Annotated in this window: 15 protein-coding genes; 12 read left to right on the top strand and 3 right to left on the bottom strand. The window is 68.5% G+C overall.

All coding sequences use genetic code 11. The annotated features are described in order from the left end of the window. Nucleotides 1-6: 6 nt before the first annotated feature. The 5 genes from iolD (at nucleotide 7) to EV685_RS12555 (ending at nucleotide 6220) form a co-directional block, all read left to right on the top strand. Entirely contained in the window at nucleotides 7-1899 is a 1893-nt protein-coding gene (iolD, locus tag EV685_RS12575; RefSeq protein WP_130482396.1) for a 3D-(3,5/4)-trihydroxycyclohexane-1,2-dione acylhydrolase (decyclizing), read from the top strand. A gap of 52 nt (nucleotides 1900-1951) precedes the next feature. After that, a complete protein-coding gene (iolE, locus tag EV685_RS12570) occupies nucleotides 1952-2881 on the top strand; it encodes a myo-inosose-2 dehydratase (protein ID WP_130482395.1) in 930 nt (309 codons plus the stop codon). A gap of 47 nt (nucleotides 2882-2928) precedes the next feature. Further along, nucleotides 2929-3723, top strand: coding sequence for a 5-deoxy-glucuronate isomerase (gene iolB, locus EV685_RS12565; RefSeq protein ID WP_130482394.1), 795 nt, complete (start codon nucleotides 2929-2931; stop codon nucleotides 3721-3723). Between the two features lie 181 nt (nucleotides 3724-3904). Then, nucleotides 3905-4969, top strand: a complete 1065-nt coding sequence (locus EV685_RS12560; protein ID WP_130482393.1) for a carbohydrate porin — start codon at nucleotides 3905-3907, stop codon at nucleotides 4967-4969. A gap of 129 nt (nucleotides 4970-5098) precedes the next feature. Then, complete coding sequence (locus EV685_RS12555) at nucleotides 5099-6220, top strand: oxidoreductase (RefSeq protein ID WP_130482392.1); 1122 nt, start codon at nucleotides 5099-5101, stop codon at nucleotides 6218-6220. Between the two features lie 212 nt (nucleotides 6221-6432). Here EV685_RS12555 and EV685_RS12550 read toward each other — a convergent pair whose 3' ends face one another. Next, nucleotides 6433-7680, bottom strand: coding sequence for an NAD(P)/FAD-dependent oxidoreductase (locus EV685_RS12550; protein ID WP_130482391.1), 1248 nt, complete (start codon nucleotides 7678-7680; stop codon nucleotides 6433-6435). A gap of 205 nt (nucleotides 7681-7885) precedes the next feature. On the opposite strand from EV685_RS12550, the gene EV685_RS12545 reads away from it, so the two are divergent. Beyond that, nucleotides 7886-8791 (top strand): MurR/RpiR family transcriptional regulator, encoded by a 906-nt coding sequence (locus EV685_RS12545; RefSeq protein WP_130482390.1) that lies wholly within the window; start codon nucleotides 7886-7888, stop codon nucleotides 8789-8791. 19 nt (nucleotides 8792-8810) lie between these two features. Here EV685_RS12545 and EV685_RS12540 read toward each other — a convergent pair whose 3' ends face one another. Together EV685_RS12540 and EV685_RS12535 are read right to left on the bottom strand one after the other, a co-directional pair. After that, a complete protein-coding gene (locus EV685_RS12540) occupies nucleotides 8811-9929 on the bottom strand; it encodes a LacI family DNA-binding transcriptional regulator (protein WP_130482389.1) in 1119 nt (372 codons plus the stop codon). A gap of 35 nt (nucleotides 9930-9964) precedes the next feature. After that, nucleotides 9965-10798, bottom strand: coding sequence for a TIM barrel protein (locus tag EV685_RS12535; protein ID WP_130482388.1), 834 nt, complete (start codon nucleotides 10796-10798; stop codon nucleotides 9965-9967). Nucleotides 10799-11081: 283 nt separating this feature from the next. On the opposite strand from EV685_RS12535, the gene iolG reads away from it, so the two are divergent. From iolG to EV685_RS12505, 6 genes are all read left to right on the top strand, one after another. Next, nucleotides 11082-12077: an inositol 2-dehydrogenase gene (gene iolG / locus EV685_RS12530; protein ID WP_130482387.1), complete on the top strand. Its 996-nt coding sequence runs from the start codon at nucleotides 11082-11084 to the stop codon at nucleotides 12075-12077. Between the two features lies 1 nt (nucleotide 12078). Further along, nucleotides 12079-13128 (top strand): Gfo/Idh/MocA family oxidoreductase, encoded by a 1050-nt coding sequence (locus EV685_RS12525; RefSeq protein WP_130482386.1) that lies wholly within the window; start codon nucleotides 12079-12081, stop codon nucleotides 13126-13128. Nucleotides 13129-13309: 181 nt separating this feature from the next. Continuing rightward, nucleotides 13310-14824, top strand: coding sequence for a hypothetical protein (locus tag EV685_RS12520; RefSeq protein WP_130482385.1), 1515 nt, complete (start codon nucleotides 13310-13312; stop codon nucleotides 14822-14824). 72 nt (nucleotides 14825-14896) lie between these two features. After that, entirely contained in the window at nucleotides 14897-16432 is a 1536-nt protein-coding gene (locus EV685_RS12515; RefSeq protein ID WP_130482384.1) for an EAL and HDOD domain-containing protein, read from the top strand. Between the two features lie 197 nt (nucleotides 16433-16629). Then, nucleotides 16630-18216 (top strand): coiled-coil domain-containing protein, encoded by a 1587-nt coding sequence (locus EV685_RS12510; RefSeq protein ID WP_130482383.1) that lies wholly within the window; start codon nucleotides 16630-16632, stop codon nucleotides 18214-18216. A gap of 355 nt (nucleotides 18217-18571) precedes the next feature. Continuing rightward, a complete protein-coding gene (locus EV685_RS12505) occupies nucleotides 18572-25861 on the top strand; it encodes an Ig-like domain-containing protein (RefSeq protein WP_165396787.1) in 7290 nt (2429 codons plus the stop codon). The last annotated feature ends 103 nt before the right edge of the window (nucleotides 25862-25964 follow it).

Genomic DNA, 25964 nt, shown 5'->3' with positions numbered 1-25964 from the left:
CGAGCCATGAAAACCATCCGTTTGACGATGTCCCAGGCGCTGGTGCGCCACCTTGCCGCGCTGCGCGTCGAGGTCACGACGGCCGATGGCCGCACCGAGATCGCGCCCTACTGCGGTGGCGCCTTCGCGATCTTTGGCCACGGCAACGTCGCCGCACTGGGCGAGGCGCTGTACGAGCAGCGCGAGGTCATGCCGACCTGGCGCGCCCACAACGAGCAGGGCATGGCGCTGGCCGCCGTCGCCTATGCCAAGGCCAACTTCCGCCAGCGCATCCTGGCCGTCAGCAGCTCGATCGGGCCGGGCGCGACCAACATGGTCACCGCCGCCGCCGTCGCCCACGTCAACCGCTTGCCCATGCTGCTGCTGCCGGGTGACACCTTCGCCACCCGCGCGCCGGACCCGGTGCTGCAGCAGATCGAGAACTTTGGCCAGGGCGACGTCAGCGCCAACGACTGCTTCCGGCCGGTCACCCGCTACTTCGACCGCATCACCCGGCCGGAGCAGATCCTGACCGCGCTGCCGCGCGCCATCCAGGTCATGACCGATCCGGCGACCTGCGGCCCCGTCTGCCTGGCCCTGCCGCAGGACGTGCAGGCCGAGGCCTTCGATTGCCCCGAGAGCTTCTTGCATCCCGAGGTGATCCGCTGGCGTCGTCCGCCGCCCGATGCGGGTGAACTCGAACGCGCCGTCGCGCTGCTGGCGTCGGCCCGCCAGCCGCTGATCGTCGCCGGTGGCGGCGTGCTCTACAGCCAGGCCTGGGACGCCTTGCGCGCCTTTGCCGACACACACGGCGTGCCGGTGGTCGAGTCGCATGGCGGCAAGAGCGCGCTCCCCTGGGACCATGCGCTCAACCTCGGCGCGATCGGCGTCGACGGCGTCACCGTCGCCAACCAGATGGCCCGGCAGGCCGATGTCGTGCTGGCGGTCGGCACCCGCCTGCAGGACTTCACCACCGGCTCGCACGCGCTGTTCTCTCAGGCCCGTCTGCTGAGCCTGAACGTGCAGCCCTACGACGCCGGCAAGTGGAGCGGCGCCAGCCTGGTCGCCGATGCCCGGCTCGGGCTGCAAGCGCTCAGCGCCGGACTGGCCGGCTGGTCAGCCGATGCCGGCTGGACCGCGCAGGCGCGCGAGCAGGCCGCCGCCGGCCAGGCCTGGATCCAGCAGATCACCACCGCCGCGCCGCAGCCCGGCGTGTTGCCCTATGACGCGGAGGTGATCGGCGCGGTGCGCGATTCGCTGAACGATGGGTTTGGCGACGCAGGTGGCGACAGCGGCACCCGCGACATCGTGGTCTGCGCTGCCGGCACCCTGCCGGCCGAGCTGCACAAGCTCTGGCGTGCCCGTGCGCCGGGCGGCTATCACATGGAATACGGCTACTCGTGCATGGGCTACGAGATCGCCGGCGGCCTGGGCGCCAAGATCGCCGCACCGGACCGCGAGGTCATCGTGATGGTCGGCGACGGCTCCTACATGATGATGAACTCCGAACTCGCCAGCTCCGTGCTGCTGGGTCGCAAGCTCATCGTGGTGGTGCTGGACAACCGCGGCTATGGCTGCATCGAGCGGCTGCAGCGCGCCTCGGGCGTGCCGGGCTTCAACAACATGCTCGACGACTGCATCGCCGAAGGCGGCGCGCGCAGCACGCTGGACTTCGCGATGCACGCCCGCTCGATGGGCGCGGACGCCGTGCATGTCGGCAACGTCGCCGAGCTGAAGGCCGCGATGGTCCGCGCCCGCGCCGCCAGCAAGACCCAGGTCATCGTGATCGACACCACCCACCACCGCACCTCGCCGGGCGGCTGCTGGTGGGAGGTCGCCATTCCCGAGGTCTCGCAGCGCAGCGACGTCGACGCCGCCCACGGCCGCTACGTCGACGGCAAGCAGGCGCAACGCGTTTGAGCATCCCGCCCGGCACCCGAATCCCCAACCCTCACCAAGACTGAGCACCGACATGAGCTGGAACGTCCGCATCGGCATCAACCCCATTTCCTGGATGAACGACGACCTGCCCTCGCTGGGCGGCGAGACCCCGCTGGAGACGGCGCTGCGTGAAGGCGCCGAGATCGGCTACGTCGGCTTCGAGCTGGGCAACAAGTTCCCCAAGGAAGGCCCCGCGCTGAAGGCCAAGCTCGACGAGTTCGGCGTGGTCTGCGTCTCGGGCTGGTACTCCGGCTTCCTGGCCGAGGTCGCACCGGGACTGAGCAACGAAGAGGCGGTCGCCGCCGAGATCGAGCGCTGCGCCGCCCACATGGCCAAGCTGCAGTTCAACGGCTGCGACGTGGTCGTCTACGGCGAGTGCGCCGGCACCATCCAGGGCCAGATCGACACCCCCGTCGGCAAGCGCCCGCGCTTTGCCAGCGCCGCCCTGTGGCAGGCCTATGCCGAGCGCCTGAACGCCTTCGGCGAGCACCTGCTGAAGACCTATGGCATCCGGCTGGCCTACCACCACCACATGGGCGCCTATGTCGAGTCGCCGGCCGACATCGACCAGCTCATGGCCCTGACCGATCCGGCCAAGGTCTTCCTGCTGTTCGACACCGGTCACGCCTGGTACGGCGGCGCCGCCGACCCGGTGGCGACGCTGAAGAAGCACCTCGCACGTGTCGTGCATGTGCATTGCAAGGACGTGCGCCCGGCCGTCATCGGCCAGGCCCGCAACGACGGCTGGAGCTTCCTGACCGGCGTCATCAACGGCACCTTCACGGTGCCCGGCGACGGCGTGATCGACTTCGACGCGGTGCTGAGCACGCTGCACGCGGCTGGCTACCAAGGCTGGCTGGTGGTCGAGGCCGAACAGGACCCGGCCGTCGCCCCCAGCTATCAATATGCCCAGAAGGGCTACCGCACGCTCAAGGCCATCGTCGACCGGCTCGCCGCCTGAGCCGCACCGGTCGCGCCCGTCATTCCCGCAGTCCCGGAGGAAGCACCATGTCCCTGCTCGTCAAGGCCCGCGCGGGCCGCGAGATCTGTGAAGTCACCCCGGCCTCGGCCGGCTGGAAACACGTCGGCTTCAAGGCCCTGCGCCTGGCCGCCGGCGAGCGGGACAGCCTGGCCACCGACGCGCGCGAGCTGTGCATCGTCGTGCTGACCGGCACGGTCGACGTCCAGGTGGATGGCGCCGTGCATGCGGGTCTCGGCCGGCGCGACAGCGTCTTTGACGGCCCGCCGGACGCCCTCTACGTCCCCGGCGGCAAGGCCGTCGAGATCGTCGCCAGCCGCGCCGCCGAGGTCGCGCTGTGCACCGCCCCGTACAAGGGCGGCCACGTCGTCAAGCGCATCGACGGCAGCGCCATGCGCCGCAGCGTGCGCGGTGCCGGCAGCAACACCCGCTACGTCTGCGACATCCTGCCCCAGGACGATCCGTCGGCCGACCACCTGCTGGTTGTCGAGGTCATCACACCGGGTGGCAACTCGAGCAGCTATCCCCCGCACAAGCACGACCGCGACGTGCCTCCCGAGGAAACCCTGCTCGAAGAAACCTACTACCACCGCATCAACCCGCCGCAGGGCTTCGCCTTCCAGCGTGTCTACACCGATGACCGCAGCATCGACGAGTCCTGCGCGGTCGAAGATCACGACGTCGTCATGGTCCCCAAGGGTTATCACCCATGCGTGGCACCGCACGGTTACGACCTTTATTACCTGAACGTCATGGCGGGCCCCGGCCGGCTCTGGCATTTCAAGAATGACCCGGCGCACGAATGGATGCTGAAGCCAACCTGATCCAGCAAAGTCAACGTACCGTCGCGTAACCGAGACACCAACCCAACCGGGGTTTACACCCAAGCGCAACACTTGATTTGCCGCAACCGATTGCACCCAGGGAAGCCCTCACCGGGCATGCCCCTCGGACGCTGCAGCGCACAAATCATGTGCATGCAAAGTAACCCCGTGAAATCTTGCGGTGCAGCACGCACAAGAAGCGTGGAAGAAACTGGTGCAGCACAAAATGACATCCAGTTTGCAAAGTGGCTTCCACGCAACGGATCGATTGCCTAAAAGCCGCACGCAGATACAGTTCACCTCGAACTTGGATTTAACCCCGTTCACCCACGGCCGGCTCGCGGCCAATTTTCGCAACCCGAGAGGAGAAACTCGAATGCAACGTTTCATCAAGCTGAGCGCCGTCACGGCCGCCATCATCGCTGCCCCGGCGTTCGCTGCTGTGGACGTGTCCGGCAACATCGAACTGGACAACACCTACTACGCCGACGCCCAGGACCAGCTGACGCAGACCGGCCGTGTCGAACTGAACTTCGCCGGCAAGAAGGAAGTTGGCAGCGCCTACGTCGCCGCCAAGGGCACGATCGAAGCCGGCAAGGCTGGTGCTGACGCCGTCGCCGACATGTGGGTTGAGGGCGGCACCAGCGCCTTCGCCGTTCGCATGGGCCGCTTCGAAGCGACCGACATGTTCGTTCCCGGCAAGGACACCCTGGTCGTCGGCGGCGTTGGCTACAACGGCAACACCCTGCGTGGCCGTCGTGGCGCCTCCGAGCCGCACGTGATGGTCACTGGCAAGCTGGGCGCTGCTGCCTCGTTCGAGCTGGGCCTGATCGAGACGAACACCGTCGGCACCGACACCAACTTCGGCGTGCGTCCGGTTGTCGCCTTCGGCGCCGGCCCGGCCACCATCAAGCTGGCTGCTGAGAAGCTGCAAGGCGCTGCCGACACCGGCTTCGCGCTGACCGCTGGCCTGCCCCTGGGCGGCGCCGCCATCAACGTGAACTACTCGCAAATGGGCGATGCCAACGGCTACGGCGTGAACGCCACCATCGGTGCCTTCGGCGTCGGTGCTGCTGCTGGTGAAGACGCTGCCGGCAACAAGGGCAACTACGTGTTCGCCGCCTACACCGTGCCGTTCTTCGTGCCGGAAGCCAGCATGACCTTCGCCGTGTCGAGCGGCAAGAACGCCGCCGCTGGCTCGGCCAAGGACACCGGCCTGCGCGTCCGCGTGAACTACTCCTTCTGATGACCCACCTGCCTGCAGCGATGCAGGCAGGATGAGGGTGGCCTAACGCCCCCCTGGCATCAGACCCCAAGGGCCGGCTCATGCCGGCCCTTGGTCTTTCTGGCGTCGACCTCATCGAAGCCCACCCACATGAACACACCCTTGCAGGTTGCGCTGATCGGCCATGGCTATGTCGGCCGCACCTTTCACGCGCCGCTGATCGCGGCGACGCCGGGGCTGAGGCTGGCGCTGATCGCCTCGTCTGGCGACCCGACGGCGCTGCAAGCGCGCTGGCCGGGCGTGCGGGTCGAGCCCGACTACTTGGCGGCGGTGACCGCCGATGGCATCGACCTGGTCGTCATCGCCACCCCCAACGACAGCCATCACCCGCTGGCCCGCGCCGCGCTGCTGGCCGGCAAGGCGGTGGTGATCGACAAGCCCTTCACCGTCACGCTGGACGAGGCGGAAGACCTGGTGGCCCTGGCCCGCGACCGTGGCCAGCTGCTGTCGGTCTTCCACAACCGCCGCTGGGACGGCGACTTCCTGACCGTGCAGGCGCAGATCGCTGCCGGCACCTTGGGCGAGGTGCGCGAGTTTGTCTCCCGCTTCGACCGCTTCGACCCCATCCCGCGCGACCGCTGGCGCGAGCGCCCTGGCCCGGGGGCTGGCCTCTGGTATGACCTCGGCCCGCACCTGGTCGATCAGGCGCTGTGCCTGTTCGGCGCCCCCGACACCATCACCGGCGACCTGGCCCATCTGCGCGACGGCAGCGAGGCGGTCGACTTCGCCCAGGTCACCTTGGGCTACACCGCCCCGATGCGCCGCGTGGTGCTGCATTGCACCCGCCTGGCCGCTCTGCCGGCCCCCCGCTTCGAGGTCCACGGCCAGCTCGGCAGCCTGGTGTCCGATGGCCTGGACGTGCAGGAAGACCAGCTCAAGCTCGACCTGACACCCGGTGCCTCCGGCTGGGGCGAAGACCCGCGCGCCCTGCGCTGGATGGACTGGCGCGACGCCGCGCCCCACCTGCCGTACCCCGCCAACACCCGCCAGCCGCGCGAGGCCCGGGCCGTGCCGCGCCTGCCCGGCCACTACCCCGCCTACTACGCCGGCATCCGCGACGCCCTGAACCAAGGTGCGCCCAACCCCGTCACCGCCGAATCGGCCCTGCTGACGATGCAGGTGATGGATGTGGCGATGCGCAGCGCGGAACAGGGGCGCACGCTGGGGTTCGGTGTCTCCCGCCACACGAGCAGCGTGCTTGCCTCGTCTTGATCGGATGAACGGGCGCTGGCTCATGCGATGAGCCAGTGCGAACGCGCCGCTCAGCGCGACGACATCGCGACCGGGTCCACCCGCTCCGCCCTTTCGGTGCGGATGATGTCGAGCTGCCCCGCCTCGGCGTCTGCTCTCAGCCGAACTGCACCGACATGAAGAACGGGCCGGTCTGTGTGTCGTTGAATGGCACGGCGCTGCCTGGGAAGCGCTCAGGCCGTCAACAGGCTCTTGAGCTTGACCGCCGGGTCGGCCAGTTGCTCGGCGCTGGCGTGCACACCGCGTTCGACCAGCGTGCGGGCGAGCTTGAGTTCCTTGGCGACCACCGAGGTCGGGCCGCAGCCGCTGACGCCGACGATGCGGCCGTCTGCGTTGAGGTAGAGGTTCAGTTCCGCATCGACGTCGCCGAGCGGGCGCTGCACGGCGGTGACGCCCAGCGCCGGCTCGCCGCTGACCTGCAGTTGCCAGTCGTACTGGTCGGACCAGAACCAGGCGCTGCTGCGGTAGCTCTCGTCGCCGCCGAGCATGTTGAGCGCCGCGACGCGGGCCTGTGTCTCGGCGTTGTGCCAGGTCTCCTGACGGATCGGCAGGCCCGACAGCGGACTCGGGAACTCGGCCACGTCGCCGGCCGCGTAGACACCGGCGGCGGACGTGGCCAGACGGCGGTCGACGACGATGCCGCGCTCGATGCGCAGGCCGGCGCCCCGCGCCAGTTCGGTCGCTGGCTCGATGCCGATGCCGACCACGACCACATCGGCCAGCAGCGGCTCGCCGTCGGTCAGGTGGATCCTCAGCGCGACGCCGTCGGTGGCCTCGAAGGCGCGCGGCACGATGCCCAGGCGCACGTCGACGCCGTGGCGGCGGTGCAGGGCCAGCACACGATCGGCGACGCTGGCGGGCACCGCGCGGCCCATCAGGCGCGGTGCGCCTTCGAGCAGCGTGACGCGGCAGCCCATGGCGCGGGCCGACGCGGCGACCTCCAGGCCGATGAAGCCGCCACCGACCAGCACGACATGCGCGCCGGCCTTGAGCCGAGGCGCCAGCGCGATCGCGTCCGCCTGGGTGCGCAGGGCCTGCACGGCGGCGTGGTCGGCACCGGGAATGGCCAACACGCGGGCATGGCCGCCGGTGGCCAGCAGCAGTGACTTGTACGAGAGGCTGCGGCCGTCGCTCAGGCTCACCGACCGGGCCATGGGGTGGATCGCCGTGACCGTGCCGGTCCAGTGCGTGATGCGGGCGGCGTCGCAGGCCTCGGGCGTCAGGATGGCAGTCTGCGCCAGCGTCTGCGCGCCGGTCAACACGCCCTTGGACAGGGGCGGGCGCTCATAGGGCAGGGCGCTCTCGCTGCCGATCAGCACGATCTCGCCGGTCCAGCCGGCCTCGCGCAGCGCAAGCGCGGCGCGTCCGCCGACATGGCCGGCGCCGACGATGACCATCGCAGGTTCAGTGTTGGGTTGCATGAGGGACTCGCCGGCGGTCTGGAAGGTTGGGACGGGGATCTGGGAAACCGGCTTTGATTCTAGGAATCGGCCCCTGTGTCTGCAAATGAATTTCTATTTTCTTTGGTAGGGGAAAACGTGATTCCATCCCCGACGGGGTGCGGAAATCGGCTTCGTACAATTAAACAGAATCGTTTTTGATCCAACCAGCCCAGGCGCGCCTCCCATGTCCGACATCGCCCCGCAGAAGCTCAGCGTCGAACAACTGCTCAAGCGCATCTCGCAGGATTACGAGGCCTTGAGCAAGCAGCTCAAGCTGATCGCCCGCCATGTCGAGCAGCACCGCGATCACCTCGGCCTCGAAGGCATCCAGGAGGTGGCCGCGCAATGCGGCGTGCAGCCGTCGGCGGTCGTGCGCTTTGCCAAGCACTTCGGCTTTTCCGGCTACACCGAGCTGCAGCGCATCTTCCGCGACGGCCTGAGCCAGCAGATCGCGCCCAGCCGCAACTACAAGGCGCGCATCCGCGAGGTGATCGATTCGGGTGCGGGCAGCCTGTCCTCGGTGGAGATCGCGCACGAGTTCCTCGGCGGCAGCATCGCCGGCATGCAGGAGTTGCAGAACGACCTGAGCGGGCCCGCGTTCAAGAAGGCGGTCGACCTGCTGGCAGAGACCGACGTGATCTGGATCTGCGGTTCGCGGCGCAGCTTCTCGGTGGCCGTCTACCTGGACTACGCGCTGCAGCACACCGACAAGCGGATCATGCTGGTCAGCGCCATGGGCAGCATGCATGAGGGCCAGACCCGTTCGGTGCGCGCGGGCGACGTGATGGTCGCGATCTCGTTCGCGCCCTATGCCGAGGAAACGGTGACGGTGGCCCAGCAGGCCGTGCAACGCGGCGCCCAGCTGATCGCCATCACCGACAGCCGCATGAGCCCGCTGGCGCGCGAGGCCCAGGTGGCGCTGGTGGTGCAGGACAACTCGACCTTCGGCTTCCGCTCGCTGACCAGCACCATGGGCTTGGCCCAGAGCCTGTTCATTGCGCTCGCCTACCGGCTTGAACTGCCGTATCGGCCGACCACGTCGGCTGGCGCTCTGCGCGACAACCGGGACGCGCGCGACACGTCCGCCTGATCCACCCGAGCCACGGCCTTCAGCGCGCGATCTTCTCGATCGGCGCATGCAGCGGTCCATCCAGATAGGGCGGCAGGTCGCGCAGGTTCTCGGCGCAGAACAGGCGGAAGTCGTTCGGTTCGTCGCGCGGGGCCTGGTCGACGTAGCCGCAGGCGTGCAGCAGGTGGTGCAGACCGGCGACGATCTGGCCGTCCGGGTCCTGGTCGATGACAAGGTCCAGCAGGTCCTCGCGCAGCCAGCGGCGGTGGTCGTCGCTGAGTTCATGGCCGATCCAGACGATGCGCCGCGCCAGCAGGTCACGCGCCTGTTGCAGGGCCCGGGCGACGCCGGCCGTCCCCGCCCCGCTGTGATAGATCGCCACCAGCGGCACGCCGTCCTGGCGGCTGGCCTGCAGCGCTTGCTGGACGGCGATCTGGCAGCGGTCGGCCTCGTCGTGGCACTCGACCGGCTCGCCGGTCTGCAGCTGCGGATGGCGTTCGGCCAGCAGCGCACGACAACCCTCGATGCGCTCGGCATGGGCGCGGAAGCTCAGGCGGTGGGTGAGCAGCAGGACGCGGCCCGGGCCTGGGGCTGAACCTTGTGTCATGCGCCCGATGAAGTGCCCGGCACTGCGACCCGCGCTGCGGTTGTCGATGCCGGCATAGCGCAGGCCGTCGATCTCGGCGGGCTCGCCGATGGCGCTCATCAAGGTCACGACCGGGATGCCCCGTTCGCGCTGCGACCGCAAGGCTGCACGCACCCGGGCGCTGTCGTGCAGCGCCACCATCAGGCCGTCGCGGCGGTGGCGCGGCTGGCCGATGGCCTGCATCAGCGCGGCCTCGTCGGCGGCGTCGACCCGGTGGCGGTGGATGACGATGCGCGCGTCCAGCATCTGCGCGCTGCGCTGCAGGGCCCCTTCGAGCCGGCTGAAGTAGGGCGTCGGGCTGGCCGCCAGGATCACGTCGAAGCGCGTCAGGCCGTGGCGCGGATCGGGCAAGACGCGCGGCACGCCCAGCTGCTTGGCGGCCGCGACGACCCGGGCGCGTGTCTCGGCCGAGACGCTGCCGCGTTCGTTGAGCACGCGGTTGACGGTGGAGATGCTGACGCCGGCGGCACCGGCGATCTCGATGAAACGTGCGGAGCGCTTGCGTCGGACCATCGCTGGATGATGCGTCGCAGCGGCGCCCATGTCGCTCAGGCCGGCTGGGCGTCGGCGACGGCCGCGTTCAGCCAGGCCATGCTGGCGGCCAGCTCCGCCTCGATCGACGCCGACGCGGCGACCGATGCGGCGAAGGGCTCGAAGGACACGAGGCCCGCATAACCCGCGTCCAGCAGGCGACGGATCTGCGCCGGGTTGGCCAGGCGGTCGGATGCGCCGACCAGCACGCGATGGCCGTCGCGCATGTCGGGCACGGTCACGGCCGAGTCCTCGACGCCGGAGATGTGGATCAGGCCGGTCCACTGCGGGAAGAACAGGCCCTCGCCGGCGAGGTGGTGGTGGAAGGTGTCGTGGACCAGGCCGAAGGTGGCGTCCGCTCCGATGTCCTCGAAGGCGCGCACGGCCTGCGACTTGCGGCGCACGGCGCATTCCTCGAAGCCCAGAGGCTCGACCAGGCCGACGATGCCGTGGTCGGCCAGGATGGGCTTGAGCGACGTCAGGGCATGCACCAGCGCGTCGTGGCGCTGGTCGGCCGAACGGGCATCGCTGCGGCTGTTGGTGGGGCAGAGCACCAGCGCCTCGGCGCCGCAGTCGCGGGCATAGCGGGCCAGCTCGACGGCCTCGGCCTCGCGCTCGGCGGTGAACTGCTCGAAGCGCTGCAGCGCATTGATCGAGCGGATCACCAGGCCATGGTCACGGGCGATGGCGCCCACGGTAGCCGCCGGCGTGCCGTCGGTGATCTCGACGCCGCTCAGGTCGTTGCGGATCTCGATGGCGGCGATGCCCAGGCGGCGCGCCATGGCGGCGTAGGCCTCGAAGCTCATGCGCGGGGCGGACATGCGGTTCAGGCAGAAGCGGAGGGCGGACATGGAGGGTCTCCTGGGATCGGTCGGATGGCCATGACTCTAGGTCGCCGGGCCCCAGGCGTCGGCGGTGACCTTGACCATTTTTGTTCAAGGCTGAGGCCGCTTCGAGCGGATCGTTGGCGCGTTCTCCGCGTTTCCCCTAGGCGACATGCGCAGAGGCTGCGCTGAAATCCAGTTCACTGATCGGAAATATCAGAAAAAAAGTTTCAAGACGGCAGGCTGCTGGCTATAGTCGCTCCGCCGTCTTTTTCCGCCCACCGAACACCCGTCCCGTCAAGGAGACCCCATGAAGAACGTCGCCGTCTTTGGCGCTGGCCGCATCGGCCGCATCCACGCTTCCAACCTGGCCGCGCTGCCGGGCGTGAAGCTCAAGGCCATCTGTGACCCGATGGGCGACAGCGCCGCGCAGCTCTCGCAGCAACTGGGCGCCGAGGTCTCGACCATCGAGGCCGTGCTGGCCGACGCCGCCATCGATGTGGTGGCGATCACCTCGCCGACCTCGACCCACTCGGACCTGATCACCCGTGCCGCCGCCGCTGGCAAGCACATCTTCTGCGAGAAGCCTGTCGACCTGTCGGTGCCGCGCGCCATCGCCTGCGGCGAGGCCGTCAAGGCCGCCGGCGTGGCCTGCATGATCGGCTTCCAGCGCCGCTTCGACCCGACCTTCAATGAGGCCCGCACCCGCATGGACCGGGGCGAGATCGGCAACCCGGAGATGCTGATCATCACCAGCCGCGATCCGGGTGCTCCGCCGGCCGAATACATCCAGGCGTCCGGCGGCATCTTCCGCGACATGCTGATCCATGATCTGGACGTGTTCCGCTGGATCCTGTGTGCCGACGGCGACGAAGCCGACTGGCTGAGCGCCTCCGGCTCGGTGCTGACCGATCCGGCCATCGCGGGCCTGGGCGACTACGACAGCACAGCCGTCACGATCCGCACGAAGAAGGGTCGTCTCTGCCAGATCAACACCAGCCGCCGCGCCGCCTATGGCTATGACCAGCGCTTCGAGGTGCTGGGCTCGGCCGGCATGCTCCAGTGCGGCAACCAGACGCCCAGCCAGGTCGTGCAGTGGGACGCCCAAGGCGTGCGTGGCGACAAGCCCGAGGCCTTCTTCCTGCAGCGCTATGCCGCCGCCTACAAGGCCGAGATCGCCCACTTCTTCGACTGCCTGCAGACCGGTGCGCCCTTCCGCACCACGGTGGCCGACGGCGTGAAGGCGCAGATCCTGGCCGATGCGGCCACCGAAAGCGCCAACAGCGGTCAAGCGGTCAAGCTCTGAGATGACCACCATCACGACCCCTGCAGATGCCCGCAAGATCCTGCGCGTGGGCATCGCCGGCCTGGGCCGGCTGGGCCGCCGCCACGCCGAGGCGCTGGCCTTCTCGACCCGCCACGTCGAACTGGTGTCGGCCTGCAGCCCCGTCGACGCCGAACGCGAACACGCCCGCAGCGCCTTGGGCGTGGCGCGTGTCTACGCCGACTTCGACGCCTTCATCGCCGACCCGGACGTCGACGCGGTCGTGCTGGTCACGCCGACCTCGCTGCATGCCGACCAGACCATTGCAGCGCTGAAGGCTGGCAAGCACGTCTTCGTCGAAAAGCCGCTGGCGCTCAACGTGCCCGACTGCGAGCGCGTGCTGGCCGTGGCCGAGCAGCATCCCGACCAGATCGCCATGGTCGGCTTCGTGCGCCGCTTCGACGCCAGCTACCAGAACGCCCACGCGGCCATCGTGGCCGGCGACATCGGCCGGCCTTTCCTGGTGCGCTCGCAGACCTGCGACCAGAACGACCCGGACGGTTTCTTCGTGCGCTTCGCGCCGACCTCCGGCGGCATCTACATGGACTGCAGCGTGCACGACATCGACCTGGCGCGCTGGATGCTCGGCCGACCCAAGGCGCTGCGGGCCTTCGCCAGCGGCACCATCGCGCTGCACCCCGGTCTGGCCGAATGCAACGATGTCGACAACGGCCTGGCCATCGTCGAGTTCGAGGGCGGCGCCCGCGCGGTCTTCTACGCCTCGCGCACCTTCGCGCATGGCCACGAGACCACCACCGAGGTGATCGGCACGGCCGGCAAGCTGCTGGTGGGTGAACATGCGGCGCTGGACCGGGTGATCCGCAGCGACGCCCGCGGTGTCGGCCATGCCGTGCTGCCCGACTTCCACGCCCGCTTCGAAGGCGCCTTCACGCGCGAGATCGCCGCCTTCGTCGCCGCCTGCCGCGGCGGAGCGCCGCTGGACCTGACGCTGGCCGACGCGATGGAGGCCACCCGCATCGGCCTGGCCATCACCCGCTCGCTGCACAGCGGTCAGGTCGAGACGGTGGCCTGACCGGTGCCTTGACCGGTGGCCATCCTGAACGCGCAAAGGGTGCAGGGGCCTACAAAAAGCTGTAGGCCCCCTCTGGAGAACTGTCGCAATAGGTAGGTGGCTGGCCGGTGTGTGCTTAGCACACTGAGCGGACTGTTGATCGACCCTGTGCCATGCCGGGTCGACATGAGGAGTCCGCCCCATGCCCACCGCCCCCCTGTCACGCGCTGACGCGCCGATCCGCCAGCCTGCGGCCCTCGGCGACAACGCCCATCCGTTGGCCAAGCGCGCCGGTCCGTCACAGGCTGCGCCGTTGGTGCTCCAGCCCGCAGCCTCGCCGAAGCCCCAGGCCGAGGGCCTGATGGTCGATCTCGACGCGGCTCTGGCGACCTCGCCCCCACTGGAGACGTCCGCTGCGGTCGCAGCGTCCAGCACGCCGCTGCCCGCTGCCACCACCCACCTGAACCTGCCGCGCGTCGCGGTCCGCACGACCAAGGTCGTCAACATGCTGGGTCATGAGGTGGCGGTCCAGCTGCTCCCGGTGGTGGACCTGCCGCTGCGTGGCGGGTCAGGCGTTCGGGGTGGCGGTGGGCTGAACGAGTGGATCGACAACCTTTGCCATACCGTGCTGGCCCTCGGCCTGCGCTCCGTGGCGGGGGCCCACCCCGTCCTGATCGAAGTCTCCGAGGCGCTGCTGCTGACCTCGCTGGTCGAGGTGCTCGACCCCCGCTGGGCCGTTGTCCAGCTGCCCTCCCACCTGCCGCCCACGCCCCTCATTCGCGAGCGTCTGAAAGAGCTGCGCGCCCGCGGCTTGGTGCTGTCGCTGTCGTGCAATGGCGCTTCTTCATCCGCGCGGCTGCAGACCCTGACCCATCAGGTGCAGTGGGCCCACCTCGACATCGGGACCCACGAACGCACCGCCCTGCTGGGCCTCTGGCCCGAGCTCATCGGCCAGCAGGTGCACCTGCGCGGCATCGACCGGCTCGATGACTTCCGCGAGTACCGCACGCTGGGCGTGCATGCCTATTCCGGGCCCCTCCTGTCCGCCCCGGTCACCTGGACGGTTGACCAGCTGCCAGCGTGCGACGCCAACGGCCTGCATCACCTGCGCGAGCGGCTGCTGCGTGGTGCCGATGACGTCGAACTGGCCGCCTTGGTCGACCGGGACCCGGCCTTGCTGCTGCGACTGCTGATCCTGGCCTGCGATGGCCTGTTCGGTGCCATCAGCCGACCCGAATCGACCCTGGATCTGGTGTCCCGCCTGCGCGGACCGACCTGGCCGATCTGGCTGGAGCTGCTGTATTTCGAGGCCCGCGACCATGCGGCCGCCCTGCGGCCCGCCTGGTGCGAGGCGGCGGCCCACCTCTCGCTGTTCATGCGGCTGCTGTCCGAGCGGCTGGCACCCGATCGACACGAACTGCATCGACAGGCGGCCCTGCTGGGCATGGTGGCGCACTTCCGGCACACCCTGCCCGCGCGCATGGTCGGCCACCTCGCCACACCGCTGATGTGTCCCGCCATCGAGGACGCCTGGATGCACCGCCAGTGCCTGCTCGGCGCGGTGCTCGACATCGGCCTGCGCTTGATGTTCAACGGCCAAGCCATGGCGCCCGCCAACGGGATCGTCGAGCTGTACGACGAGGCGGGCCGGCAGGTTCGCGAACGCAGCCTGTCCGTTGCCGGCCACCCTGGTTTGCCGGTCGATTCGCGCGCCTGAGCGGCCTGCGACCGGTGGTCGCGCCCCTCATCTTCGATACCCGTCAGAACGGCCACTGCGAGCCGCCACGCCATGCACACCACCTTGCCGATGCCCACCCGTCCCTTCGAGCCTGACGATGTCGCGCCGCCGTCGAACGTGTTGTCCTGGGCCTTGCGATCGGGGTCCTCTGCGCGGCGCGACCCGGGCGTCCAGCGTCTGCTGCATCAGGCCGGCGTGCCACTGCAGCCGCAGGCCGCACCGCATCAGCCCGCTGCGCCGGAGCGTGTTGCCCGCCGGGTCGGCTTGCAGGCCATCGTCGATGTCGACGGCCGCGCGCGTGGCTATGAGCTGCTCTACCGCGATGCCGGGCGGCTGGACGCCGGCGGCATCGTCAACGGCCTGCACGCCACCTGCGAGGTGCTGGCGACTGCCGTGCTGGATCTGGGCCTGCCGCGCCGCGCCCGGGGCCTGAGCTTCTTCGTCAACGTCGACCGCGAGACCTTGATGAGCCCCTTGGTCGAGGCGATCACCCCGGCCTGGGGCGTCGTCGAGCTGCTGGAAACGATCCCCGCCACGGCGGACGTCCGCCAGCGGGTGCAGGACCTGCGCCAGCGGGGCATGCGCTTCGCGCTCGACGACATCGACACGCTGGACGACAGCCGCTGGGCCTTGATCGACCTGGTCGAGGTCATCAAGATCGATTGGCAGACAGTTCGGCCGGTCGACCTGCCGCTGATGATGGCGCGCGCGCACAGCCACGGTGTGCAAGTTCTGGCCGAGAAGGTGGAGACCGCCGGCGACCTGGCGGCCGCGCGCGTGCTGGGCGCCGACTTGGTGCAGGGCCATGCCATCGCCCGGCCTGATGTCATCTTGGCCCCCGGCCTGCCTGCCACCTCGGCGCTGGCGCTGCGCCGGACCCGCCTGCTGCTGCAGCATGGCGCGTCCAACGAGTCGGTTGCCACGGCACTGGCCATGGATCCGGCGACGGCGCTGCGTATCTGGCAGCTCGCCGATCAGGACGGCGCCGGAGCTGGCACGGAGGATCGACCGAACGTGCTGGCCGACCTCGTTGCTGACCTGCCGCGCCCGGTGCTGCAGGCCTGGCTGTCGGTGCTGCAGGTGGCCGACGCCGGGGTGATCGACAAGTCCTGGACTTACGCCGGCCTGGCTCAGGCTCGTCTGATGAAGGTGCTGGCCCGGCGTGTCTCACCGACCGAGCCGGCGCTGGCCGAAGAGGCCTTCCTGCTTGGCCTTCTGGACCACTACCGGACGACGCTGGGCATCGCCTACCGCGATCCTGACCTGGGTGTGCGGGCTGGCGCCCGGCTTGAACGGGCGATGCGCGATCGCAAGGGTCTGCTCGGTGCGGTGCTGGAGTTCGCACAAGGCCAGTACCGCCAGCCAACCGGCTGGCTGCCTGGCCCGCTGGCCGCCATGCCTGGCCTCGCCACGGCCCTGCGATCGATCTACCAAGAGGCGCACCTCTGGGCGAAAGAACGCAGCCAGAACGGCAGCGTGCTGCAGTCGGTCGCTGACCTGGCGGTACGCCAGAGGCCTGCGCGATCGACCGGTGCATCGGTCAGGAGTCTCGCTTCCGCGCCACCCACAACGCGGCGCCGGACTTGACCCACCGCCAGAAGGCTGGCGACCGCGAATGACAAGTTCTTGTAGGTCGGACCACCTACTTAGCTCTTATCGGTCATTGGTCCGCCAAGCCGACTTCCGGACACTTTTATCAGTTGGCTTGGTGTTGGGGTGCGCCCCACGCAAGCCGTATCAACCCGTCGCCTCGATCCGCCATTCCATCCTGTCAGGGAGCATCCATGAGTCATGTCAACGTCCGGAACCGTCCATCCATCGCGCCAGGGGTCCGGCGCCCATGGGCGTTGCTGGCCTGTGTCGGCATCACGGTGGCCTACGTGCTGGGCAACGTTGCCCTGTACGACAGCATCGTGCAGCTCATCAACAGCTCATCCAATCCCCGCTTCGCGATCTTCATCTTGCTGGTCACCGTCGTCGGTCAGGTGCTGGCGATCTACCAGGCCATCCGTTTCGGCCGTGAATCCGGCGTGATCGCCGCGATCCGGGGTGGCATGGCTGGCAAGCGGGGTGCGCCACTCGACATTCAGCGCAGCGCGCTGGGCCAGTTGCTCTCGCAGTCCGGTGCAGACGCGGATGTCGTTGACCTGTTCGGACCGCTGCGTGCGGATCGAGAGGGTCGGGGTGGCGAGGATCGCGCCTCAGTTCTTGCTCGCTTTCGCGTCTACCAGCAGGCCAGCGCGCGTCGGCTGGTGCTGCCGGGCCACATCGCCAACACCCTCATCGGTCTGGGTCTGTTCGGCACCTTCCTGGGTCTGATCGTCACGCTCAAGGAAGTGGCGAGCCTGATCAGCATCATCGCCGTCACCGGCGAGGGCGATTCCGCTGCGACGATGACGCGGTTCTTCACTCAAATGAGTGGTCCGCTCGCGGGTATGGGTGAGGCGTTCGTGGCCTCGCTGCTGGGTCTCGGTGGCTCGATGGTGAACGGACTGCAGATGCTCGCGCTGCGCCGGCTGCAATCTGGCGCCGTGGCCGAGGCCGAGGAAACCTATCACGCCGTGGCCGAAGCCGTGACCGGCGGCGGTTCACGGGTCGATGTGGGTGGCTCAGGCACGGACGAGCGTCTGGCCCGTCTGCAGATTGAGGCCATCACCGGCCTGCGCCAGGATCTCTCCAAGCAGACCGAGGCCATCCTGCTTGCGTCGTCCAAGATGCGGCTGGCCAGCGAGGCGATGCAGACCATGTCTGCCTTGGCCGAGAAACGACTGGGTTCAGACGAGACCCGTGCCCAGGTCGAGAAGGTGGCCGCCAGCGTCGCCCAGCGCCTGGAGACCGTGGCGCGCAAGTTCGACGACCTGCAGGTCGCGCAGAACATGCTGGCGGCGGCCGCGCAGACCAGTGCGGGCTCTCTGGCCGACATCAACCTGCAAGCGAAGTTCATCGCCGACCACAACAGCCAGGCCGTTCGCGAACTGGCCGGCTTGCGTGGCACCTTGGTCGATGCGGCAGCCCAGGCGCGTGACCACGTGACCCAGATGCATGCCGAGTTGCGCATGGGTCTGCAGCGTGACCTCGCCAGCGTCGTCGCAGCAATGGCCGAATCCAGCCGCGAACTGCGCGACCAGACCGTCCTGATTGGCCAGGTCGGTGCGCATGCTCATGAGACCAATCTGACGTTGCAAACCCTGGATGGCGGCATGCGCGATCTGGCGGGTCGCATTCAACCGCAGCTCGTCGAGATGGTTGCTCGTTTGGATGCGTCCGCACAGGCGGAGTCCTTGGCGACCAAGTACGAGCTGTCCGATGTGAATCGCAAGCTCGATGCCTTGGCCGACGACCTGACGCGCCGCTCGTCACAAGGTCGCTGAGCGCTCTGCGTCTGGCGCATGTCCTGCGCCTCTTCTTGTTGCTTCTGATCGTGGCTGGACTTGTCCGGCCATCGTTCGTCCGTCGTGCCCCGACGCCCCTGTTTCGCTTCGACCTTTCATGCCCATGAACGCCAACCCGTCCCTGTCGCCCGCACGTTTGCAAGAGCCCGCACGTTTGCAAGATCCGGCCGTGCCAGCGGGACTGTCCTCACGGCCTGCAGGCCATGTGCCGGCAGGTCAACGGGATGCCGCTGTGGATCCGGTGGCGGGCACCGCGACCGACAGCGCAACAGGGCGCGCCGCAGGGCAACGCCGCCGTCGTCGCTTGGCTGAGGATGAGAGCCGCGACCTGGCGATGCATGACGATGAATCCGCCGTGACCGTGGCGGATGCGTCGGTCGATGTCGTCGAGCGGTGGGTGGATGAGGCCTCGATTCGGGTGGCGTCTGCGGCGGGTGAGTCGGTGGATGCATCGGCCACGGACGGCGTCACGCTGCTGGCGCAGGCCGCGACGGTCGGCCCCAAGTCCTCCGTCGCATCGGATGCGCCGTCCACCGTGGGCGAAGACCTGCTGCGTCAGGCCTTGCCGCCGTCCGCGCCCCGGCCGGTCTCGCGCCCACAGCCTGCCCCGGCGCCGGGCGCGACCTTGATCGACACGGCGGATGACGACTCGCGCTGGTACGAAAGCACACCGCTGCTGCTGGGGGCTGCGGCCGTGGGTGTGCTGGGTCTGGCTGCAGCGGCCAAGTCGCCGGCGCCGGCGCCTGCGCCGGCACCGACCTCGCCGGACATCTACGCTTTCCGCGTCCAGCCCATGGCTGGCGAGATGACCGGCCTACGCATCGTGGTGGTTGACGCTGCCGGAGAGCGCATGGAGATCGATCCGGCCGATGTCATTCCGGTGGTCGGGTCGAGGTCCGGTGAGCTGAGGTTCTCCGTGACGCAATTCGGCAAGCTCGCGGCGGGAGAGCGCCTGAAGATCGAGGTGCATGACGCCAACGGCGCGGCACCGAACTTCGACGACGAGACCAATCCGACAGTTGGCTACGACACCGACCTGGGTTCCACCGTGTTGTCGGCATGGATCAGCAAGGCACCGGTTCCTTCCAATGAACTGGCCGACATCAGCGGGACGACGTTGCCCCTGGCGATCACGCCGCTGTCGACCGTCGCGGCACGCCACATCGACCGTTTGATGGCGTCCCACCCGGAACTGTTCGCCGATGCCAGCCGAGCGGACGAGACGATTGCCGCGATTCACCGATCGGTCGCCGACCTGTTCAAGGACACGGCGGGCACCATTTCGACATTGGTCCTGAGTGCACAGCCCAAGCCGGTCAATGCCGACTGGACGTCGTCGCCCGATGCCTATGGCAAAGCGCTTGCCATCCTGTCGATGATGGGCACCCGGCAGGAGTCGCCTGGCATCGACGGCGTGATCGACTACCTCGTCACTCATCTGCAAGATGCGGATCCCGTGGGCAGCGGCGTTGCGCTCGATGCCGCCGCCCGTTCGCTGCTCCAGACCGTCTCCGATGTCTACTTCGCGACGGCCGACATTTCGGCGGCCATCCAGGCCAATCTCGCGAGCGTCAGCCTGCGGCGTCGCAGCAACCCGACGTCCAACATCGGAGAACAGGTCGATGAAGCCGGTGTCATCGCCTACACCAGCCTCACCGACGGACTGACCGTCGCCATCACGCCGGCCAAAGGCGCACGGGCCGGTGACACCTACACCCTGCGCTTCCATCCCGAGGGCGTGACGGGCAAGGCTCAGGACTACACGGTCGTCTACACCCTGCCGACTGACTTCGACCCGACGTCGACCCCGCTGCCCTTGCTCCACAAGGTGCCCGTTTTCCTGGACAACGTGGTCGGCCTGGATGACGCGCCGTTGGTCGGTTTCGCCATGGATGCTGCAGGCAACACGCTGTTGGAGCCGGGTCGCGCCGCCACCGACATCAGCCGCTTCAAGCTGACCATCGAACCCGGCCCTGGCATGAAGCCCAACTTCGTGCTGCCTCCGGTGGACGTTGCCGTCGACCATGCGCCGGTGGCCATCGTCAGCGCGCCCGCCACGGCCGGCGCGACGGAATACCACATCGGCGAGACCATCCTGATCAAGGTCGTGCTCCCGAGCAAGGTGGCCTGGAACGTCTCCACCAACGGCAGCAACGACGTTCAGACCTTTGCCCCGCGCCTCAAGGTCCAGGTCGGCGAGCAAACCATCGAGGCCCATCTGGTCGATCCGGCGGCCGCCAACGGCAGCAACGTGCTCGTCTTTGGCTACCTCGTCACCAAGTCGTCCGCCCTGCAAGGCGACATCTCGGTGGTGGGTGATGCATTGGTCGCCAGCGGTGGCAGCACCTCCATTCGCGACGTGTCCGGTGGCGCGCTGACCAGTGCCTTCAGCCGGCTGGTCGACACCACGCTGACCGCCACAGGGCAGGGCGTCGACGCCTTGCCGCCCGTGTCGCCGACCTTCACCCTGCAGGGCGATTCCGACAGTGGCACGGCCGGTGACCGGATCACGAACGTGGTCAGCGTGAGCTTTGATGTCAGGGGCGAGCCCCTGTCCCAGGTCGACCTGACCGATGCGCTCGGTGCCAAGGTTGGCAGTGTCGTGCTCGACGAGAACGGCCGTGGTGTGCTGACCACCCGGCCCTTGGCCAACACGGCAGCGGCGGGCACGGTGCATGTGCTGACCGCAACCGCCTTCGATGACGCTGGCAACGAAAGTCCGCCATCGGCCGCGCTCGCCCTGAACATCGACAACCGCGCGCCCGTGCAGCCGGAAGCTGCTTTGCTGGCGGGTGACGACACCGGTGTTGACCCGCTCGACGGCATCACGCGGCAGACAACACCCACCGTGCGCCTGGTCGGCGAAACGGGGGCCCAGATCGTGGTCTTCGTTGACGCCAACGACAACGGTCGACTGGACGCTGGCGAAACCGTGCAAGGTCGAGGCGTTCTGACCCGGCCCTCCAGCGCAACCAACGTGCCCGGTCTCAACCTGGCGGACGGCCAGGGCTACCTGGATCTGCCATTGACCACCCCGGATCGCCCGCTGGCGGACGGCGTCTACAAGCTGACGGCGCTCACGACGGATGCGGCCGGCAATGACAGCCCCGCGCGCGCCTTGCAACCGCTGCAGATCGTGAGTCAGCCCGTTGCCGCGCCGATCCTGGCCATTGCCACGGCCGCGCCCGATGCCGGCTATCTGGCGGTTGGCAGCAAGGTCCTGATCACGGCGACCTTCGAACGTCCGGTGCATGTGATCGTCGCGGGTGACGCGGCGGCGATCGCTCCCAGCGTGACGGTGCGACTGAGCCCTACCCAGACCGTTCAGGCCGCTCTGGTCGACGGTTCTGGCAGCAAGGTCCTGACCTTCGAATACACCGTTGGCAGCACCGACAACAGCGCCGGTCTGTCGCTGGATGCTGCCGCGCTGTCCTTGGGCAGCGCCCGCCTGACCGACGTGGCTGGCAACGCCGTCGACCTTGCGTCTGCGGCGGTGCCTGCCGCTGTGGCGTCCCCGCTGCGCATCGACACCCTCGCGCCGTCGGTGCTGAGCCTGGGTGTGCTCGATGCCGGTTCCGACACCGGGCTGATCGGCGATGGCAAGACCGGTGACAACACGCCGTCATTCCGTGTGATCGGCGAGGGCGGTGCCACCGTCGTGCTGTTCCGGGACCCGACCGGTGCCGGCAAGCTGCAAGAAGGTGTCGAACTCGGCCGGGTCGTCCTCGGTGAAGCTGGTGCCGCCGACGTGCAAGGTCTGTTGGCCCTGGCCTCGGGCCAGGTGCTGGCCGATGGCAGCTATGACGGCTCGCTCAAGATGGTGCAGATCGATGCCGCAGGCAACGTCAGCACGGCCTACCAGGTGCGCGGCTCGGTCGAGAACCGCGCGCTGGTCATTGCCACGAACCAGCCCGGCGTGCTCACGGACCTGGAGTTCGACGCGGTCATGGACCAGGCCAGTGTGGCTGGCGCAGGACTGGCGCCGCGCGACTTCTACACCTACATCGCCACGCCGACCTTCAACTTCAAGGGCGGCGACAACGGCAACACCGCCATCTTGTTCCAGGACGTCAACAAGAACTCGGTTTTTGATCCAGAGGTCGACCGCGAGCTGGGGCGCTCCACCATTTCTGCGAACTTCCACTCGGTCAGCGTCTCCAGCGCGAATGCGCTGTCCGAAGGCGTTTACGACAACCTACGGGTGGTCCAGGCGAGTTCAACCGGCGTGTTGGCCGGTGAGGCCTCCGCAGTCGCCAAGGCCGTGCGCATCAACCCGAGCGCGCCGGGTCCGCTGTCGATCTCCCTGGCGGCCGGGCAGTCCTACGGCAACGCCGGTCAGGTCGAGTTCGACGTCATCAGTTCCAGCTATGTGGCGGGCGCCCGCGTGGTGGTCTTCGAGGACCGCAATGTCAACGGCGTCTTCGACGGCGACGATGTCCGGCTTGGCAGCGAGAAGGGTGACCTGCCGGTTGTCCGCAGGGACCTGCCCCTGCAACTGAGTCTGGCCGCTCCCACCGAAGGCAGCTACAGCCACCTGATGGCCTATCAGCTCTATGCCGGTAAGAGCGGCTCGCCCAGCGTCGTGGCTGGCGCGCCTGTCGGCGGCATCACGCTGGACCGTACCGGCCCCGGCCTGACCATCACGTCGGATGTCTTCGTGCTGGAGCCGGGCATGTCGACACAGCTGACGCTGACCTTCGACGAAGAGCCGCTGGCCGGTTCGTTCAACGTCGACCTGCTGGTGCGCAGCGATGATCGCAGCCACCTCACGATGGGCGAACTCTCCGCGATCGTGCCGGTGCAACAGGGCGGACGCTCGGTCTGGCAAGCGACGGCCACGCTCAGCTCGGACGCCATCGGCGTCTCGACCTTCACCCTCGACGCGCCGGCCGGTGCCTACCGCGACCGCTTCGGAAATCCCAGCCAGGCCAGCCATTTCGAGCTGTCCGGCGTGGCTGATGCCACCCCACCTGTGGTGGCAATCACGACCGATGTCAACAAGGTCGGCCTGGCAGGCCGCGAGGCGGCCACCCAGGCCCTGCTGACCTTCCGCATGTCCGAGCCGGTGACCGATTTCGACCTGGCCGATCTCAGCGTGTATGGCGGCAGCAGCATCGGCACCATCGGCAACCTGAGGAAGGTGGACGGCGACCCGCTGGCCTGGACCGCCGTGTTCACGCCGGCTGCGAGCATCGTGGCCGAGGCCCGCATCAGCGTGCGCAACGGCGCCGTCTTCGACCAGGGCGGCAATGCCAACGTTGCCTCCTCGGTCCGGCTCTCGGTGGACACCGCCGCTGCACCGACGCTCGCAGCACCCGACGCCTGGGGTGCCGCAGGGGGACTGCGCGTGCAAGAAGATGCCCGCCTGCCGCTGCGCGCCACGTTTGCCAGCAGCGGTGCCACCGCGTTGTCGGTGTGGGACACCGACGCCGCCAGCAGCGACAGTGCCTTTGAGCGTGTCGACTTGAGCGTGGGCAACGGCCGGCTGAGGGTGGACCTGGCCGGCGGCGTGCAGGTGAATGCCAACGACAGCGCCACGATGACGCTGACCGGCACGATGGCGCAGGTCAACGCCGCATTGGCCACCCTGAGCTACATCGGTGCGTCCAACACCCATGGCGATGATCGGCTGGTGGTTCAGGCCTATGACCGCACGGGCAAGTCTGACCGCAAGGAATGGGTGATCTCCGTACAGGCCGTCAACGACGCGCCGGTCGTCACCGTCCCGGCCAACCTGGCCAGTACCCACGTCGCTGGCTCGGCGTCGCCCCTCGTTGGCATCGGCCTGGACGACGTCGACAGCGCCACCGTCACGACCGTGGTCAGCGTGTTCAATGGCACCTTGTCGACGGAGACCGTGTCCGCATCGGTCGTGCTCACCGGGCAGGGCAGTGCCGAGTTGAGCCTGACCGGCGCGTTGGCCGATGTGCGGGCTGCGCTGGCTGGTTTGCGCTACACCGCCGATGGGGACTACCACGCGCTCCATCCGGGCGTGACGACCGATACCGTGCGCGTCACGACGACCGACGTCGAGGGCTTGGTGGTCAGCCGTTCGTACACGGTGTCGGTCACGCCGCGTCCGGTGGTCGCCCCGACCATCACGCTGTCCGACGCCTTGTCGAACGGCGGCATTTCCACGTCTGAGGACATCGCCTCGACCCCGCTCGGCGCAGGCCAGATCACCGTCTCGGACGGTGACCCCGATGGCAGCGCCAGCGCCTTGGTCAGCCTGACCCTGTCGGTTGATCAAGGCACGCTGAGCGTGCGCCACGCTGGCAACCCGCTCAGCGGGTCGGTGCTGACACTCAATGGCAATGCGCTGGCCCTGACCACAGCGCTGGCCACCCTCACCTATGCCGATCAGCCCCATGCACACGGCGAGCGCACCCTGAGCCTGGTCGCCCGTGACGGCGACGGCCACGAGACCGTCGCCACCGTGGCCCTGCGCGTGGCCAGCGTCGGTGACGCACCCGTCGTCGTCCTGCCGGCTGCGCCGGCCAACCTGGAGACCGGCAAGACCAGCGCGCTGGCCGGCATCCGGGTCAGCGATGTCGACGTGGGTCCCGGAGCCCTGAGCGGCATCACGGTGTCGGTCCAGCACGGCGCGCTGCAAGTCACCGTGCCCACCGCGTCCACGTCCGGCGAATCCGTGCCCGTCGTCACTGGCCTCGGCAGCAACACGCTGACCCTGTCGGGCACCCAGACGCAGATGCAGGCCCTGCTCGACACGCTGACCTACACGCCCGACGACGGCGTGCTGCCCCGGCCGACGGCGCAGGTCGGCAGCGATCTGCTGACGGTCACCGCCAGCGACGGCGATGTCACGACCATCGACCCGACCCGGACCTTGGCGCTCTCGGTGCTGGTGCCCAACAAGCCGGCGACGGGCGACATCGCCGTTCAAGGTCTTGCGCGGGTTGGCAGCAACCTGACCATCGACAACACGCTGAAGGATCCGGACGGCATCGCCGGCGGTTCGGTTGCCGGCATGGCCTACACCTGGCTGCGCGACGGCGCGGCCATCGGCCCGGAGGCCACCGGCCGGACCTACACGGTGACGGAGGCTGACCTGCATCACCAGATCGCGGTTCAGGTCCGCTTCAACGACCTGCGCGGCGAGGCGACCACCCGGACATCGGACGTGACCGCAGCGGTCGAATCGGACCTGGCGCTGGGTCTGGCGCAGGCCATCCGCTACGCCGACAACTCCAGCACACCGGTCTCGAGCGCGCAGCTGATCCTGTCGCGTCATGGTGATGGCTATGACGACTACCTGCTGGACGTCAACCGCGACGGCCTCATCGACGCATCCGACCGGACGGCCTACATCAGCAGCCTGAGCGTCAACCACATGCTGACGCTGGCCGATGGCCGCAGTGCCCGGTTGCTGTCGTCCGAGGAATGGGCGGTTCTCGCGGCGAGCTCGGGCGTTCTGCCGGCCGACTGGCCCATGCCCGGCGTCGACGGTGCCGGGTACTGGACGTCCACGCCCGGCAACGAGGGCACGCACCTGGTCCACCTCGGCACCAGCAGCCTGACGACACCGCACGTCGTGCCCGACGACGGCGGCCTCGTCAATCGTGTCGCGTACTTCAACGCCTTCCGCATCGAAACCGTCATCTGAGCCGCCGCTGCATCTGCATCTGCATCTGCATCTGCATCTGCATCTGCATCTGCACCGCGTCTCGGCCGGGGCCTTGACCCCGGCCCCACAGAACGCTGAACGC

The organism is Sphaerotilus mobilis (assembly GCF_004216565.1).
Classification (GTDB): Bacteria; Pseudomonadota; Gammaproteobacteria; order Burkholderiales; family Burkholderiaceae_C; genus Sphaerotilus; species Sphaerotilus mobilis.
This window is presented reverse-complemented; position numbering and strand designations above follow the sequence as displayed.